This is a genomic window from Bacteroides oleiciplenus YIT 12058, from assembly GCF_000315485.1.
GTDB lineage: Bacteria > Bacteroidota > Bacteroidia > Bacteroidales > Bacteroidaceae > Bacteroides > Bacteroides oleiciplenus.
Genome location: NZ_JH992940.1, coordinates 1628455 through 1644387, shown reverse-complemented (window position 1 = coordinate 1644387; position 15933 = coordinate 1628455). Strand labels below are relative to the sequence as shown.

12 protein-coding genes are annotated in these 15933 nt (G+C 43.2%); 1 reads left to right on the top strand and 11 read right to left on the bottom strand.

Annotation, left to right across the window (positions count from 1 at the left end):
- Positions 1 to 4 precede the first annotated feature (4 nt).
- The 11 genes from HMPREF9447_RS07055 to HMPREF9447_RS07010 all read right to left on the bottom strand — a co-directional run bounded on the left by HMPREF9447_RS07055 (position 5) and on the right by HMPREF9447_RS07010 (position 13684).
- Complete coding sequence (locus tag HMPREF9447_RS07055) at positions 5 to 1558, bottom strand: DUF4836 family protein (protein ID WP_009129015.1); 1554 nt, start codon at positions 1556 to 1558, stop codon at positions 5 to 7.
- Positions 1559 to 1583: 25 nt separating this feature from the next.
- Positions 1584 to 2282, bottom strand: a complete 699-nt coding sequence (locus HMPREF9447_RS07050) for a 16S rRNA (uracil(1498)-N(3))-methyltransferase (RefSeq protein WP_009129014.1) — start codon at positions 2280 to 2282, stop codon at positions 1584 to 1586.
- A 3-nt stretch (positions 2283 to 2285) separates the two neighbouring features.
- On the bottom strand, positions 2286 to 2888 hold the full coding sequence (locus tag HMPREF9447_RS07045) for a bifunctional nuclease family protein (RefSeq protein WP_009129013.1): 603 nt from the start codon (positions 2886 to 2888) through the stop codon (positions 2286 to 2288).
- 122 nt (positions 2889 to 3010) lie between these two features.
- Positions 3011 to 4258: a nucleoside permease gene (locus HMPREF9447_RS07040; RefSeq protein WP_009129012.1), complete on the bottom strand. Its 1248-nt coding sequence runs from the start codon at positions 4256 to 4258 to the stop codon at positions 3011 to 3013.
- 360 nt (positions 4259 to 4618) lie between these two features.
- Entirely contained in the window at positions 4619 to 5800 is a 1182-nt protein-coding gene (locus tag HMPREF9447_RS07035) for a class I SAM-dependent rRNA methyltransferase (RefSeq protein ID WP_009129011.1), read from the bottom strand.
- Positions 5801 to 5818: 18 nt separating this feature from the next.
- Complete coding sequence (locus HMPREF9447_RS07030; protein WP_009129010.1) at positions 5819 to 6466, bottom strand: 3'-5' exonuclease; 648 nt, start codon at positions 6464 to 6466, stop codon at positions 5819 to 5821.
- Positions 6467 to 6477: 11 nt separating this feature from the next.
- Positions 6478 to 7074: a DUF5063 domain-containing protein gene (locus HMPREF9447_RS07025; RefSeq protein ID WP_009129009.1), complete on the bottom strand. Its 597-nt coding sequence runs from the start codon at positions 7072 to 7074 to the stop codon at positions 6478 to 6480.
- A gap of 63 nt (positions 7075 to 7137) precedes the next feature.
- Positions 7138 to 7299, bottom strand: a complete 162-nt coding sequence (locus HMPREF9447_RS27705) for a DUF3874 domain-containing protein (protein ID WP_244267583.1) — start codon at positions 7297 to 7299, stop codon at positions 7138 to 7140.
- Positions 7300 to 7574: 275 nt separating this feature from the next.
- Entirely contained in the window at positions 7575 to 8735 is a 1161-nt protein-coding gene (locus tag HMPREF9447_RS07020; RefSeq protein WP_009129007.1) for an outer membrane beta-barrel protein, read from the bottom strand.
- A gap of 61 nt (positions 8736 to 8796) precedes the next feature.
- Complete coding sequence (locus HMPREF9447_RS07015) at positions 8797 to 10398, bottom strand: hypothetical protein (protein ID WP_009129006.1); 1602 nt, start codon at positions 10396 to 10398, stop codon at positions 8797 to 8799.
- A gap of 229 nt (positions 10399 to 10627) precedes the next feature.
- Positions 10628 to 13684, bottom strand: a complete 3057-nt coding sequence (locus HMPREF9447_RS07010; protein ID WP_009129005.1) for a hypothetical protein — start codon at positions 13682 to 13684, stop codon at positions 10628 to 10630.
- A gap of 448 nt (positions 13685 to 14132) precedes the next feature.
- Between HMPREF9447_RS07010 and HMPREF9447_RS07005 the strand changes: the two genes are divergently transcribed.
- On the top strand, positions 14133 to 15881 hold the full coding sequence (locus HMPREF9447_RS07005) for a DUF4091 domain-containing protein (RefSeq protein ID WP_009129004.1): 1749 nt from the start codon (positions 14133 to 14135) through the stop codon (positions 15879 to 15881).
- Positions 15882 to 15933: the final 52 nt, after the last annotated feature.

The window sequence follows — 15933 nt, the reverse complement described above, 5'->3', positions numbered from 1 at the left end:
GGGATTAGATGCCTGCAAACTCTTTGATGAAGTTTACAATCTGTTTCAATGCATTTACATTCTTGTCTTTCAACTGAATGACCATTTCTGCATTATTGTTCGGGTCGCCTACAGCTTCCATGTAAGCTACTTTGTCAACCAGGGCAATAGCGGTTGCGTATTGCGTTCCGCCGTATTCGCCCAACATCTTCACTACCGGTAGTCCCAGAATAGCTTCCGCATTGATGACGAAAGCACTATGCTTGCCTTTGATATTTGATGCGAACTCGGTATCTTTGATTGACGGATTAACGGCTTTGTCTATGCTTTTATACAGCATTTCGTCGTTCGTTGCATACAAATTATTGTCGCGTACACCGAAGAATACATTCAGCATGCTGGACTTGTATACATATTCGTTTTCACCCAGTTTCAAGATGTCTTCGCCACGTTTCAGACCCAGTTCACCCTTTTTCTCGTATAGCATCTGCACGGGTGCAGCACTCTTCACATTAGCATAAAGTAGGAAGGTAGGGGCGTTGTTCATGGTGACATTAATCAGACCTACTGCAACATCTTTCTGGAATGTTCCGAATAATTCTTTCACTTCATTTGCCTTGGAAATGGAGAAGTTTTTCTGGAATTCCTGATTTTCGAGCAGCAGATTGTAGAATTCCTCTCCATTGATACCCATGCTGAGGTACATCAGTGTAGATTTTGGGAAGTATTTCAGGAAACTATTCTCTATAGCGCAGGTCGCTTTCTTCTGTTTGTCGAACATGGCTTGCAGTTCAGGGTTCTCAGTGAAGTTTTCATACTTCATGCTGATTTTCCCTTTGTCGAAAGAGAGGCTTCCCAGTATCTGCATGTCTTTCAGATTGATGTTCTGAGGCAGACCGAAATTGAGTTGGCTGGTGTATGCTCCCAAAAAGCTTGCCGGAGAGAAAAGTACGTCAATATCTCCACCCATCTTCTGCATCTTCTTGAAAGCAGATGTCGAAACAACACTGTTCTCGCTGGTCTGCTTCAGCAGTGTGGGGATAGCTTGTTTGATTTTATCGAGTTGCGTAGTACCGCTGTAATTGGTCAGCATAAGCACAGAAGGGGTATAAGCCAGGAGTACCTGGTTGTTCATCTGTGTAAACTGGAAACCGTCGCCACTTGCCAGAGGTTGGCAAATTTTCTCTTTTTCCAGTGTTTCCAGTAGTGCATGTAAGTCGTCCTCATTGCTTACTTTCGCAACTACGGTGGTGTAAGGGAATGCTTCCGCACTGAAAACGTACATTGGAGCTGATACATCGATACCCGATTTTTTTGGGTCTTTCATAATCATTTCCACTTGCTGGAATGTTGCGGCGTTCATACCACTCTTCAAAGCATCTATCAGCTTTTGTTGTGCTTCTTTGTTCTCCTTGTCGTTGAGGCCTGCTTTGTCAACCAGAGACTTCACGTTGATGCTGACTACCGTGCTAACATTGGCAGGAATCACATTCGTGTACTCCTGTTTCTCGGAACATGCGCTGACAAAAGCCATCAATACAGCCATCAACGCCAAGCGGGGAAACAAACTTTTCTTCATATCATTCTTGGTTTTAGTGTGATTATCATTGATTTTGTAAATTCAAAATGTGGCAGGCTACCAAGGCAGCTGTCTCTGTGCGTAGTCTCGACCTACCCAAGCTGATAGGCATAAAGCCATACTCTATAGCCTTTTGCACTTCTTCTTCACTGAAATCCCCTTCCGGGCCTATCAATACCAGAGCATCTTCTCCTTTTCGAAGCACTTCTTTCAGCAAAGGTTTCTCACCTTCATAACAATGTGCAATGAATTTCTGCCCTTCGAAAGGCTGCACGATGAACTTATCAAAGTCGATCATTTCATTCAGTTGCGGCAGACGCGCCTTGAGAGATTGTTTGATGGCAGAAACGAGTATCTTGCTGATACGTTCCGTCTTGATAACCTTTCGCTCGGAGAAACGGCAGTTCAGGAAGGTCAGCTCGTCGAAACCTATCTCGGTGGCTTTCTCTGCAAACCATTCCGTGCGGTCCATATTCTTGGTAGGTGCCATGGCGATATGCAGATGACCATTCCATAAAGGTTCCTGATAGGTAGTTTCCAGAATGTTTACCATACAACGTTTATTGGTGGCAACACTGATTTCTGCGCGGTAGAAGTTACCTTTACCGTCAGTTAGTGTTATTTGGTCGCCGATGTTGAGGCGCAGTACACGGACACAGTGTTGTGCTTCCTCTTCTGGAAGTTCGGCATGGGTTTGTATGTCAGGTGTATAAAATACATGCATAAGTTATTGCTGATTTTTTCGTTTGGCTATTTCGTCCCTGATGTGGGCGGCGCGTTCGTAATTCTCATTGGTGATGGCCTCTTGCAAAGCCTTTTGTAGCATTTCCATTGTATCTCCATGGAAAAACTCGTCATCATGTGGAGTGGGATTTTCTCCCATAGGGGATATGCTCGTGGTTTCGTTCTCTGTTCCGGTTTTAAGTTGCTCTGATTCCAGTATCTCTTCATAGATGAAAATCGGGGCTTTCATCCGCAAGGCCATAGCCACTGCGTCCGAGGTGCGTGCATCCATGCGGATGATGGCATCATCCGCTTTCAGATAGATATAAGAATAGAACACACCGTTGTCCACTCTATATATAAGAGCGCGCATCATGTTTACCCCTAATACTTCCAGGCATGAAGCGAAAAGGTTGTGCGTCAACGGGCGTGGCGGGACAATCCCTTTCAGACCGATTAACATCGCCTGTGCTTCCGCCGCACCGATAATCACCGGTAATTGGCGTGTGCCATCTACTTCTCCCAGTACCAGGGCATAAGCTCCTGCCTGTTCCTGACTATTGGAGATGTTTAGTACTTCTAGCTCTACTTTTTTCTTTTTATCCATAAGGACTCTTTTTTCAGTAGTTAGTAGTAAGTAGTTAGTAGTAAGTAGGAGATACCCGGATTATAACAGCTTTTATAAATAAGACTATCCCCTACTTACTACTTAGTACTATCTACTTACTACTAATTCGTTTCTTCCGGCCGATGCTTGTACTTGAACACCAAAGCAAACAAAATGCCGATAACTAGTGCGTAGGCAGCAAAGATAAACCAGATTTCGGGCCATTCACGACTTATCAGTTTGCCATCGGTATATACTGAGAAAGCATCTACTACGGCACCGCTGGCGTATCCTCCAATAATGGCACCCAAACCATTAGTCATCATAAAGAATAATCCCTGGGCACTGGCACGAATATTGGAACTAGTTTCTTGTTCAACAAACAACGAACCCGAAATGTTGAAGAAATCGAATGCCATGCCATAAACGATCATGGATAGGATTAACATCCACAGACCGGAACCCGGATCTCCGAAGCCGAACAATGCAAACCGAAATACCCATGCAAACATACTGATTAGCATAACCTGCTTGATTCCGAAATGCCTCAGGAAGAAAGGTATGGCGAGAATAAATAATGTTTCGGACATCTGCGAAATTGATAGCAGGATAACCGAATGTTTCACGCCGAAAGAATCTGCATACTCAGGAATACTGGCAAAACTACCCAGGAAAAGGTCACCATACGTATTGGTAATCTGCAACGCTGCTCCCAGAAGCATGGAGAACAAGAAAAAAATGGCCATTTTCTTTCTTTTGAATAATACAAATGCATCCAGCCCTAAAGAAGAAAGCAACGATTTGTTTCCGGTTTTGGCGGGTCTACATGCCGGTAGGGTGAAAGAGTATAGTCCCAGCATTAATGCGGATACACCACCTACATAAAGTTGAGCGCTTGAGTTCTTGAATCCGGTAAGATCCACTGCCCACATTGCACAGATAAAACCAATTGTTCCCCATACGCGAATGGGAGGGAAATCTTTGATTAAATCACACTTATATTGTTCTAGCGAATTGTATGAAACTGTATTGGCTAGTGATAAAGTCGGCATATATACCAATAGATTGAGTAACATTGCCCAATACATTTGGTCATATCCCGTAGCGGTAGAGGCATAGAAAAGACAGGCAGCTCCTATAATATGGCAAAGTCCGTATAAACGTTCTGCATTGAACCATTTATCGGCAATGATACCAATGATGCCGGGCATAATTAGAGAGGCAATGCCCATGGTTGCGAATATTGCGCCGATTTGGCCTCCTTCGAAGTGGAGTTCTCTACCCATGTAACCTCCTAATGAAATTAACCATGACCCCCATACAAAGAATTGCAGGAAGTTCATGATAATCAAACGAACTTTTATACTCATGACTTTTCTAAATTTGTGTTTCTCTTTTCACATTAATAATAGATGCAAATATAATATTTTCGTTGATTGGGTGAGCAAGTTAATTAATAAAAAGCGCATAAAAGTGAAGAAAGGTGAAGAATCGATAGTAAAAAACGTAACTGTTAGGGGTATATAAAAAAAGAAGGCTATCTATCCCAGACAGCCAATCTTTATTAACCTTAAATCTAATACCATGAAAAACACAGTGCAAATGTAGATGTTTTATGTTATATAACATGGTCTTTTGCGAATTTTCTGCTTTTATTTAACATGTTTTAGACTTTGGAAGGCTTTAATCCCATTTTGGGGAGATTGAAGTATGAGTTTATTACGATTTAGTTATTCAACATACAGCACTAATCCTTTCAAGTATTCCCCTTCAGGATGATAAATGTTCACTGGATGGTCTGCGGGTTGCGTCAATTGATGCAGTATGCGCACGCTACGTCCGGACATGGCGGCAGCTGTAAAAACAGCCGTACGGAAATTTTCTTTGCTGACGGCTTGTGAACAGGAGAAAGTGAATAAGATGCCCCCCGGTTTGATTTTCTCGAAAGCCTTCACATTCAGCTTACGATAACCTTGCAGGGCATTGCGCAAAGCATCCCGGTGTTTGGCGAAGGCGGGTGGGTCGAGGACAATCAGGTCGTATTGGTCGCCCATGCGATCCAGATATTTGAAGGCATCCTCGGCAAAAGCAGCGTGACGGCTATCGCTAGGGAAGTTTAACTCTATATTCTTATTGGTAAGGTCGATTGCTTTGGCGGAACTGTCTACCGAATGTACCAGTTTGGCATTGCCACGCATGGCATAAACAGAGAAGCCTCCTGTGTAGCAGAACATGTTCAATACAGAACGGCCATTGGCGTAGCGTTCCAGCAGAGAGCGGTTTTCGCGCTGGTCTATGAAGAAGCCTGTCTTCTGGCCTTTCAGCCAGTCGATATGGAAATTCAATCCATACTCCATAGCTACATTGTCCGTGCTACCTCCTTTCAGAAAACCATTTTCCGGGTAGAGATCGGCTTTGAAAGGCAAGGTCGTTTCAGATTTATAGTAGATATTCTCTATTTTATCTCCCATCACTTCGCTGAGAGCTCCTGCTATTTCCATGCGGTCGAGGTGCATGCCGGCGGAATGTGCCTGCATCACAGCGGTGCGGGCATAGATGTCTATTATCAGTCCGGGCAGGTTGTCCCCTTCGCCATGTACCAGTCTGTAGGTATTGTTAGTTGGGTTTTCGGCAATGCCGATGCTGCGGCGCATCTCGTAGGCAATACTGAGCTTGCGTTTCCAGAAATCAGAGTCGATGTTTTCGTCCTGATGGAAAGATAGTACGCGCACAGCTATGCTGCCAATCTGGAAATGTCCTTTGGCGATGAATTCTTTCTTGGAAGTGTAGATTTCAACTACCTCGCCTTCTTCGGGTTCACCGTCGAAGTGGGCAATAGCACCGGAAAATACCCAAGGATGAAAACGCTTTAATGACTCTTCTTTACCTGATTTTAGATATACTTTGTACATGCGATTAGTGATTAGCAATTATGGGTTAGTGATTAATGACTCGTGGTTGGCGAGCGGTTCGTCCGGTGCCAGTTCATAATCACCGGTTGTTTTTAATTCCTGTAATCTGTTATAGATGTTGAGACATGCCCATGCATCTGTGGCTGCGTATTGTTTCTGAGGCTCGGTCAGGTGCTCAGCTTCCCAGTTGGAAAGGCGTTGTGACTTGGAAATCTTTTCTCCGAACAGGATACCGTAAATTTTCTGCAAACTTTTGTCCTGTATGCCGAACATACGGACATACTCTTGCAGTTCGATGCAGGCGCGTTGTTCGAAAGGGGCGCGTTTGTGCAGCATCATAAAATCGTCCCGCAATGAGAGGCCAATTTTGGTAACTGACGGACTTTCCAGCAATGAAATGATAGGCAGTGTCAGCCCTGTCTGGTTCAGTCGGAACAGAAAGCAATCTTCTTCTGAGGATACTTGCAGCAGGGCTACTTTATGCGATTGCCCTTTGGTGAATGACGGGCGCGTTTCGCTGTCAATTCCCAGTAAGGGGTATTGCTTGAGGTAGGTGACAGCCTTTTCGGCTTCCCAGGGGGTCTGGACAACGTGTATCCGCCCCGGGAAGAGTACTTTTGGCATGTCTTTGATAATTTCTTTATTGATAGTTTTCTTGATGACCATAATTAAATTCTTTATTCGTGATGATGGTGTCCGTGACAGTGGCAATCATCATCGTCGCAATCGCATTCATCTTCCATTTCGTCTTCTTCGTCAGATTGGTAGTACTTCACGTCGTGCAAGGCGCGAAGGGTGTTCACCAATCTTTGTCCCCAATATTCCTTGAACTGTTCCTGGCAAATGGCCAGAGAGTCGTTCATCGTTTCGTTCAGTCCCAATTGGAAAACGAAAATAAAATCTTTGATGGCCTGGTAAATATCCGCCAGGTCTTCGGAAATATTCTTTTTGATAGGCTGGTCGCTGTAGACCATATCTTGTATGAATACATCCAGATAGTCATCTTTCTCGGCAAGAATGTCGCTAAGGTTGATGCGGAGCACTTCATACGTTTCTTCTGTCACAAAACTTTCAGGTGCTTCATCACCAATCATTTCAGTTTCGGGCAACATGGCTGCTTTGAGGTAGAGCAGCGGAAGTATTTTTAATGAGGTATCGACAAATGTATCACGTCTCATCGTCTCCGCCTGTTCCAAAAACTTGCAGAACTCAGCAGCTACGGTGACGAATTCCACTACATTACGGTCGAATATCACTTGGCTTTCTTTTTTCATATCTACTTGATTTGAAGCGCAAAGATAGTGTAAACCGAAAGCAGAAGCAAATTTATTTGCATTTTACTGAGGTGCCGTTTCATTTATTATCACATGATATTCATTTCCCCTGTTTCTTCTCCGGCTGCTGATCCCGAGCTTGTGGAGTGCGCGCCCGAAGTGAGCTGCTTTGTTGATAAACAGTTGGTATTTCGCCTTTTTCTGAAGGAAAGAGATAATTTCCATAGGTGTCATCCATTACTCTTTCCTCTTCTTCTTTACCCATTGCAGGTAGTTTTTGTCTAATATGTCGATAGATTTGCTCATATTTTGCTCCTTTATTTTCATGCCTCTTACAAAAGTAAGGTTTCTCTTTTTGTCAACAAATTACTTCTCTTAATTTATTTTTAGGTTATTCCATTAGTTGGAAGCAGCCGCCTTGTCAAAAGATAGAGGACAAGGCGGCTGTTCAGGTAGCTATTATAGACTATTATATAATTGACCTAATCTTCAAACTTTTGTTAGAACATGAAAGTAAATGTGGCCTGTATCTTTTTGTTTTGGTAGATTTTGTAAGAATCATCATCCGACTGATTCAATAGCCCTTTAGATACAGAAACACTCAGCATGAAACGGTCAACCTGAACACCTGCACCATAAGTCAGACTGTAATTGAATCTTTTCATATTACCCCACTCATCGTCATCATATATATTAGTGAATGTCTCACTCTGTTGATTTTCACTCACCTTGACCCGCGAATACAAACCTATGTCAGCCGAAAGACCGCAAGTGATATAACATCCGATATGTTTTGAAAAGTCCAGTCTGTATATTCCTTGTAAGGGGATTGAGAGAGCCACTTCGTTAAAAGACAGTTTTCGGTCTGTTTCCGAATCCGGTTTACTTTTTTGTGCGTAATATTCTACAAACATTCCGGTAGTAATACCCAGTCCGAAGAAGTCTGGGGCGAAATATTTGTCATAACGGAATCCAAGCTGGCCACCGGAAATCGGTCCTTCACCAAAATAACTACGCTTTTCTGTTATTCCCGTACTCAGATATTCCCACTCCCATTCTTGTTGCAAGTAAGCAAAGGATACGCCACAATTGGTATGACCCATCTTTATCCGGAAAGGGTTCGTAGGACTCTTTGTATCAGGGCAGCCCACATCTTTCTTCTGCTTTTTGACTTCCTTTCTAACGGACTGCGGATCCTTTGAAAATATAGCTGCTGCTTCGCGTGCCGCAAGGTTGAGGTATGGCATACATTTGATTTGTCCCTGCCCTTGTTTCTCTATTCTGGCAGTGGTTGCATTGATCTGCTTGCAATAAATGCGATAAAAACCGTCCGCATGATGCACCACTTCGGTGAGAATCAGTTTCTGGACGCCCAATAGCTCTCCGGCCTCCAGACAAGCCTCTTTTTTAAAGCCTGGACCGTGGGTAGCGATTATAGTGGAAATAATCACATCAATTTGTTCCCAGGCTAAAAGAGTATATTCTTCATTGTCACCTAAAATAAAACTGATTTCTTCTCTGACACGCACCTGATCCTGAGGAGAAAGTTTAAAGTTAGCTCCAAGAGGTGTTGTAGGGCTAATTACGGCCACCAGATCTTCTGCCTGTAAAGACATAGCAGACACAAACAACAGAACGAATAATAAATTTAATTTTTTCATGGCATTCTTTTTTTGGATTGTTAATTCATATATAGTTTCTCAGTTACTTTCTTGCTGACCGTTATTCTGTACAGACGGGCACGACCTCCTCTTTATAGTATTTATCGGCAAGCTCCATCATAGCATTCATCCGGTGCATTTCAAGGTTCATCCGCATTTGCGCACCTTCCTTCTGAGCAATGGCATCTTCTCTTTTCTTATCTGCTATTTTCCTTTCAAGCCGGTCTACCAGTGCGTTGGCTTCCTGTGCACATTGCGTTGTCCGTATCTTCGAGTAGGCAAGGAACTCCAGGGCTTCCTGATAGTTTTGCCCGGCATCTAAGATTCGAGCCTGTCGGATGGCTTCCGTGCAATTGGAAGACAAATACAGTTGATAATATGCTTCCGATTGTTTGATGGCCTCTTCATAGCAAGATGCCTGTTCCGGTATGGACATCAGGAGGGCGATTGCTGGTTCGTATTGACTTTTTTGTGCCATAAGCGCTGCTCTTTGGAAGATATGCTGTGAGTTGTTTTCATAATAGTTCTGAATGATATGTTGCCCATTCTTCAGAAAGTCATTGTAATCTTTATCAGAAGTGGAGATGGCAACCAATGCATTATTGATGGCTGCCCGTCTGTTTCTGCCTGTACCCCGGTATCGTTTGGAAATAGAAGTGAAGATATGACCGCTTTCCACATTCCTTAGATTCAGAGACAGCTTTGCGTTGACCATATATAGATTGTTCGCTCCGCTTTGCAACACGCTTTCTTCTTCAATGATGAACGAGGGAACCATGACGAGCCCAAACACTTTGTATGCCGACATATGACCGGAATGGGTCATGATGTCCGTTACAATACTTTCCAGATTCTGCCTTTGCGGTCCATCCAGTTCGGTCTGTGCAGGGATGGTTATGGCGATGATATTGTTGCCCGCCTGCCCGAAGCTATGCTGACAGAAGAAAACCATTGCGATTAGAAAGAAGATTCTTTTAAAATCGTATATGGGCTCTATGATTAGGGTCAACTGCCCGTTGTCATCAGTATATCCCCTGAAGTCATCCTCAAAGGCGTACTCTTCTCCCAGTTGCAGTTTAGAATTATACTGACTTGGAAACTGATAATCCAGCGTTATGCTTATCTTGTTTTTCCGGTCGGTGAATTCAATATAGGGCCAGGTGTCCGAACCGATCTTGGGGTTGATCCGGTAGGTGAAACTTTCCATACCATAGAAGTCAATACAATTGCCCGTATGGTCATCGTTGAAGGTGATGGCGGTATGCGGACCCACATGCTTTCTTTCGCTATCGGAAGGAATGATAGCCCATCGTCCCCTGATTTTGGAACGTGCAATTTGTATTGCTTTGCGGTGGTAATGAAGCAGAAGAGTGGCAATCAAGATGTTTAATGTTAATATGATATAAAGTAATATCATAACGCATAGATAGAAGATGCCGCCCCTGCCGGTTTGGATATTCAACTGCGCCACCACTTGAAAGGATGCGAGGGCAGTGGAATAAAGTGCATACCAGACCGGATTATCGAGCGCACTGAATACAATCAATAAGAAATAGCTTATTGATAACAGATAGACGTAGAATTCCGGTTCGGTTTCATTTAGATAGATGTTTGCTATAAATCCCAGAAATATAGCAGGAAAGGTGAAAGTGTTTCTTTGCATAACTGTTCGATTTTAGGGTTTGACTTTTCATTTTTGCTCTCTCGGTATAGTGCAAAGATGAAAGGTTTTTTCCCTAAAAAAGAAAGGTAATCAAGGTATAGTCAAATTACTTTTTTTACCTGCCTGTATGCTGTTTAAAGCAAAGAATAGGGGAGGTTCGAAGATACTAGGGTATATCAGAAAAATGTGTTTTACCTGATATTTTTGTAAATAAAAGAGTGAAAACTGACTATTTAAACGCACTGAACAACTCTTTCCACAGCGCTAAGATTTCCTTTTTAACCGGATGCCTGTTTTCTCCCGAAAGAATTCTCGGGAGTCTTTTATTCTTGCCTTTATCTTTATAGTCGGATACATTGGCATTGTTGACGAGCTTTCTTTCTTTAGACTCTTCTTCGGGATAGTAGGACAACGTCAATATCTGCTGAGGGGTTAACTTCAGGTTGACTCCCGACATGCAGACAAAGGCTACTTTCTCATATATCTTGTTATTGGGACATTCGGTCTGCACCACTTCATTGAAGAATACTTTATCGTGGATGTCCAAAATGATTTGCCGCAGGGCGCTCACTTCTTCAAGATGATCAGGTTTTAATGCATTAGCTATTTTTTCCGCTAATCTATCATAAACGTTTTTTCTTACTGCTTCGAAAAGGGTATGTACTTCATTCTTTTCATTTTCATACCCAGCGGCATCTGTTTTCAACCGTTCTTCATCTATATCAGATGAAAAATAACGTTCTGTTTTCTCCCGTAATTTTTGCAGATTGCTTGTGTCACAGTTCAGTTGGTGTGCTTCGATAATCTGGCACCAGCCTTCGGCGGCTTTTCTCATCCACATCCTTTGTGTGTTGAGTGCTGCAATTCCGGCTTGAATGTTTTCGTCTATTTCCTGCTCACATTCGTTTAAGAAAGCATATTTGGTTTCTTCGTTTTCGGGAATTTCTTTGAATTTATCGAATTTCAGATAATGATAAACAGTAAGACGGGACTCCAGCGATTTTATATAACTGGCCTTTTCCTGCTTTCTGGCTACTTCTATTTCGTGTTTTTTCCGCTTCTCGGCCTCTTCTTCTTTCTTTTTCTCTTCAATAATTCTTTGACTTTCTTCCGCTTTCTTTTTCTGCTCGTTCAGTTCCTTCTCTTTTTCTTCTCTTTTTTTGTTCAGGTCATCAATCTGTTTTTTTAACCTCACAGTAATCTCGTCCTTCTGCTTATGTGTCTTTTCAATCTGGCTTTTATATCTTATTGCTAAAACAATGAAGATGATGAAAAGAACAAATGCACCGGCGACAGAGAGCCATTCTGTGGCGCTTAATACCGTTCCTTCATCATAATTCGTGATCCACACAGGAGGGACTCCATTCTCTATCAGGCAAACGCCTATGTCGGAAGAACAGACATAGAAATCGTTGTTCATTTTGAAAGAAGAATGAGGGTGGAAGGGGATGTCTGAAAAATAGGACAGGTGCGGTTGATATGAATTGGTTTTAAGCGTATACCATGCTATTCCTTTCGGGGGTAGTAGATACAGATTGCAGCCCCGGTCATTTTCCAGAACAGCCAGGCTTTTAGCATAAGCGGGAATTGAATATTTCCGCTCAACAGTATTAGAACGATAATTATAAATATAAACATGGTCGCCGGAGGAAATAGCCCAAGTGTTATTACAGGCAGAGACAGACAATATATTTGTAGGACTCTCTACATCGGGTCGGTTTGAGATTTCGCTTTTAACTGAATTTCTTCCTTCAAACAGGCCAAAATTCAATACGCCTACCTTGTAGCCCTGTGCACTTGCATCGATGGTTGATATATATCCGGCCTCATTGATGTCGTCCAGCAGCTGCCCGTTCCATCTTAATTTTATCTCTTCCGGCTCTTGTGTGCGGGATATGTACCACAAATGATTTCGTGTTCCCAACAGTAAAGAGTCTTTCTTAAAGACTTTCATTGAGGTGACTTCATCGTCGTCTAATATGGCTTTATGCTTCCAGTCGGTCAGTTGGATGGTGGAGTTGATGAGGAAGATTGTCTTTTTAGGGGGAGAACAAACCTGTAAGCCGCTTTCGGTCAGGAAATACAATTGTTCATGGGCATAAGCCATCATGCGCACCCTCTGATGACGGGAAAGTTGTCCCAGCCGATGGGCAATCCTGTCGTTCATACCCAGCATGTAAAGGTTGTACTGATTGTCGAGAATGAAAATTTCGTTGTCATTTTTGCGGCAGGCCGCCATAATTGTTTTTCGGGTTGAAGAGATATTCTGGTGCGGATAGACTTTAATCAGCTTGTCGTAGCTGACGAAGTAGTATCCGGTCCGGGTTTTCAGGAAAGAATTTTTGTTTTGCAAGCTGGCTGGTATAATGCAGCGTTCGCCGTCTACTATTGCTTTTGATTTTTCAAAGATGCGATATTCATAACAGGGGTCTTCACTCCAGAAGAGAAGTTTTGCCATGCCTTCATTATCTGATAATTGCATTGCGCTGTGATTATCGGTTTTTCCTTTCAGCATGGAGTTTTTGCCCAGTACATACAGTGTGTCATGGTTGTCGATGGTGGAATAGAAATAGTTTCCTTTGTACAGGCGCGTATGGCTGTTTTGGTTGATATCCAAATGATAAAAACCGTCGCGTGCGGTATAATAAAGTGAACCGTCGCAATCGGGATTTAATGTGATAGAGCGTATCGGGTATTCCGGCATACCCTGTATGGCATTCCTGTCGGACGATAATTCCATTGCCACATCTCCTGAGTTTTTGTCAGAGAGCATTTTCTCTGTTATTTTCCAAAGTCCGTTGCTGGTAGCGATATAGCGGGCTTTATCCTTTGGAGAATAAATCCAGTCGTAAGCAGAATAACGGTTGAGTTTTTTAGGTGAAATATTTGTGGTGTCGCACAAGAAGGTTTTTATAACCTGGGCTTCCAATAGGTCTGTTCTTATCTCTACAAGTCTGATACCTTTATTGCGCACACTGACCAACAACTGTATTTTTTGTCTGTCGGTATGGCCGAGTGATTCGATTTTGTATATTTTGTCACCGCCTTCGGCCACTTTTACCGCACGAATCAGGGAGTCGGGAATAAAAAAATAGATGCTTCCGTTGTCTGCACTGCCCAGCAATAGCGTATCGCCTGTAGCAGTGGCGTTTATGGATGACAGTGTGGTGCTGAATGTCCAACTGTCATGCTTCAATTCAGGAAATGATACCGTTGGCTCAGTGCAGCTACATAGCAGCAAAATGAGTAGAAATAGATAAAATTTCGCCTTAAGAGGTGTTTTCATGGCACTTTCACAAATGTATATTTACTGACTTGACTGATAAACAGTGGCAAGTTATGGAAAAAATGTTAGAAAACAAAGAGGGGAAGCGAAAACATTCCTTTCGTCTATAAGTGCATACATTTTCTGTTCAGTACTATCTTCATTCCTATTGAAAAGGTAATGCTGATTATTAGTGCTTTACAAGGAGTTAAGAGTTTGTCGACAGGGAGTTAACTCTTTGTTGACAAACTCTTAACTCCTTGGCGACAGGGTATTTACTTCCTTGATATAGGGAAGTGCACCATCAGGAAAAGATGGATGGTGCTACAGGGAAAAGTATCTGAATATAGCGCTTACTTGAATTAATTATGTACATTTGCCAGTGAAAAGAGCAAGTGTAGGTAAACAGTGAATATAAATCCTAAATATAGCAATTGAACCTTTGTTTTCAAACTAATTATTATAATCTATGACAAAACTCTTATTCCTGGGAACTCTTTTGTTCTCCACAGTGTGTCTGAATGCCCAAACATCCGGGTATTATCAGGAAGCCCCCAATCCTATAGCCGCTAATCCGGCTTTGTGGTCTGAAGTGAAAATCCCTCAAGTCAGTTGGGGAAGTACGGATATGCGGTACAAGAAAGAAGAACCCGCTGCCATTCGTAGAATACAGAAGACAATCAATCTTACGGCCTGGAAAGGAGAAAAAGTATCTGCTCAACTGGTAGTATGGACTCCCGAAACACTGAACAATCTGACTTTAATGGCCAGTGACCTGACTTCCGAGTGTGAGAGCATCAGTAAAGACAATATTCAGGCCAGTTTTGTGCGCTACGTCCTGACCGATGAACTGAATAAAGATGGTTTAGGTGCATGCGGTTACCGCAACAGTGCGGACTTCGACTCCACCCTGGTAGCGGATGTGCTCGACCATCTCGCCCCCTCCCTGATGGTTCCTGCCAACTCTACCCAAGGAGGTTGGATTAGCATCCGTGTGCCGCAACAAGCCAAAGTCGGAAAATATATAGGAACGGTCACAGTGAAGAACGGAGACGTTGCCTTGTCTGAACTGAAACTGATGGTTACAGTGAAGAACCGCACCCTTCCTGCCCCTACCGAATGGGCTTTCCATCTGGATTTGTGGCAGAATCCTTATGCCGTGGCACGCTACTATAAAGTAGAGCCGTTCAGCGAAGAACATTTCGACCTGATGCGCCCGTTGATGAAACTATATGCTGATGCGGGTGGAAAAGTGATTACCGCTTCCATCATGCACAAGCCTTGGAACGGGCAGACTTATGACGCATTCGAAAGTATGGTGACCTGGTTGAAAAAAGCCGATGGTAGCTGGTATTTTGATTACACCGTGTTTGATAAGTGGGTGGAATTTATGATGAGCGTAGGCGTCAGGAAGCAAATCAGTTGTTTCTCCATGGTGCCTTGGCGTCTTTCCTTTCAATACTTCGACCAGGCGAGCAATTCCTTTAAGTTCCTCAACGCCAAACCGGGAGAAGCTGCTTACGAGGAATTTTGGATCACCATGCTGAAATCGTTTGCCCAGCATCTGCGGACAAAAGGATGGTTTGAAATTACTCATATTGCTATGGATGAGCGTCCCATGAAAGACATGCAGGAAACCTTGAAAGTGATTCGCAAAGCTGATAAGGATTTCAAGGTTTCATTAGCAGGAACTTATCATGCTGAACTGGTGGACGAGTTGGATGACTATTGCATCACGATTGCCGAAAGATTTCCGGTTGCAACAATCCACTCACGCCGTGAAGCCGGAAAAGTAACCACCTATTACACCTGCTGCACGGAACCCCGTCCCAATACCTTTACTTTCAGCCCACCAGCCGAAGCCGAATGGTTGGCATGGCATAGTGCGCGTGAGAACTTGGATGGTTACCTTCGTTGGGCGTTGAATAGCTGGGTGAAGAACCCGTTGCAGGATAGTCGTTTTACGGCGTGGGCGGCAGGTGACACTTATCTGATTTATCCCGATGCTCGTTCGTCCATCCGCATGGAGCGTTTGACCGAGGGTGTGCAGGCTTTTGAAAAAGTACGTATTCTGAAGAAGGAATTCAGGAAGAAGGGCGATAAGGGTGCCATTAAGAATCTTGATAAAGTATTGCAAATGTTTGATGAACGGAACTTGGGGGAAGTGCCGGCTGCTATTGCTGTCAACAAGGCTAAAGAGGTAATCAACAGATACTGAGAAGTATTCGGCGGAAAGGGTTGTTGATGCCTCCTCTTTATTTGAAGAATAT

Excerpts from the sequence above, each read along its gene's own strand:
- HMPREF9447_RS07040 (WP_009129012.1), bottom strand. The coding sequence starts at position 4,258 with ATGAGTATAAAAGTTCGTTTGATTATCATGAACTTCCTGCAATTCTTT.
- HMPREF9447_RS27705 (WP_244267583.1), bottom strand. The coding sequence starts at position 7,299 with ATGGAAATTATCTCTTTCCTTCAGAAAAAGGCGAAATACCAACTGTTT.
- HMPREF9447_RS07010 (WP_009129005.1), bottom strand. The coding sequence starts at position 13,684 with ATGAAAACACCTCTTAAGGCGAAATTTTATCTATTTCTACTCATTTTG.
- HMPREF9447_RS07045 (WP_009129013.1), bottom strand. The coding sequence starts at position 2,888 with ATGGATAAAAAGAAAAAAGTAGAGCTAGAAGTACTAAACATCTCCAAT.
- HMPREF9447_RS07025 (WP_009129009.1), bottom strand. The coding sequence starts at position 7,074 with ATGAAAAAAGAAAGCCAAGTGATATTCGACCGTAATGTAGTGGAATTC.
- HMPREF9447_RS07050 (WP_009129014.1), bottom strand. The coding sequence starts at position 2,282 with ATGCATGTATTTTATACACCTGACATACAAACCCATGCCGAACTTCCA.
- HMPREF9447_RS07055 (WP_009129015.1), bottom strand. The coding sequence starts at position 1,558 with ATGAAGAAAAGTTTGTTTCCCCGCTTGGCGTTGATGGCTGTATTGATG.
- HMPREF9447_RS07005 (WP_009129004.1), top strand. The coding sequence starts at position 14,133 with ATGACAAAACTCTTATTCCTGGGAACTCTTTTGTTCTCCACAGTGTGT.
- HMPREF9447_RS07020 (WP_009129007.1), bottom strand. The coding sequence starts at position 8,735 with ATGAAAAAATTAAATTTATTATTCGTTCTGTTGTTTGTGTCTGCTATG.
- HMPREF9447_RS07030 (WP_009129010.1), bottom strand. The coding sequence starts at position 6,466 with ATGGTCATCAAGAAAACTATCAATAAAGAAATTATCAAAGACATGCCA.
- HMPREF9447_RS07035 (WP_009129011.1), bottom strand. The coding sequence starts at position 5,800 with ATGTACAAAGTATATCTAAAATCAGGTAAAGAAGAGTCATTAAAGCGT.
- HMPREF9447_RS07015 (WP_009129006.1), bottom strand. The coding sequence starts at position 10,398 with ATGCAAAGAAACACTTTCACCTTTCCTGCTATATTTCTGGGATTTATA.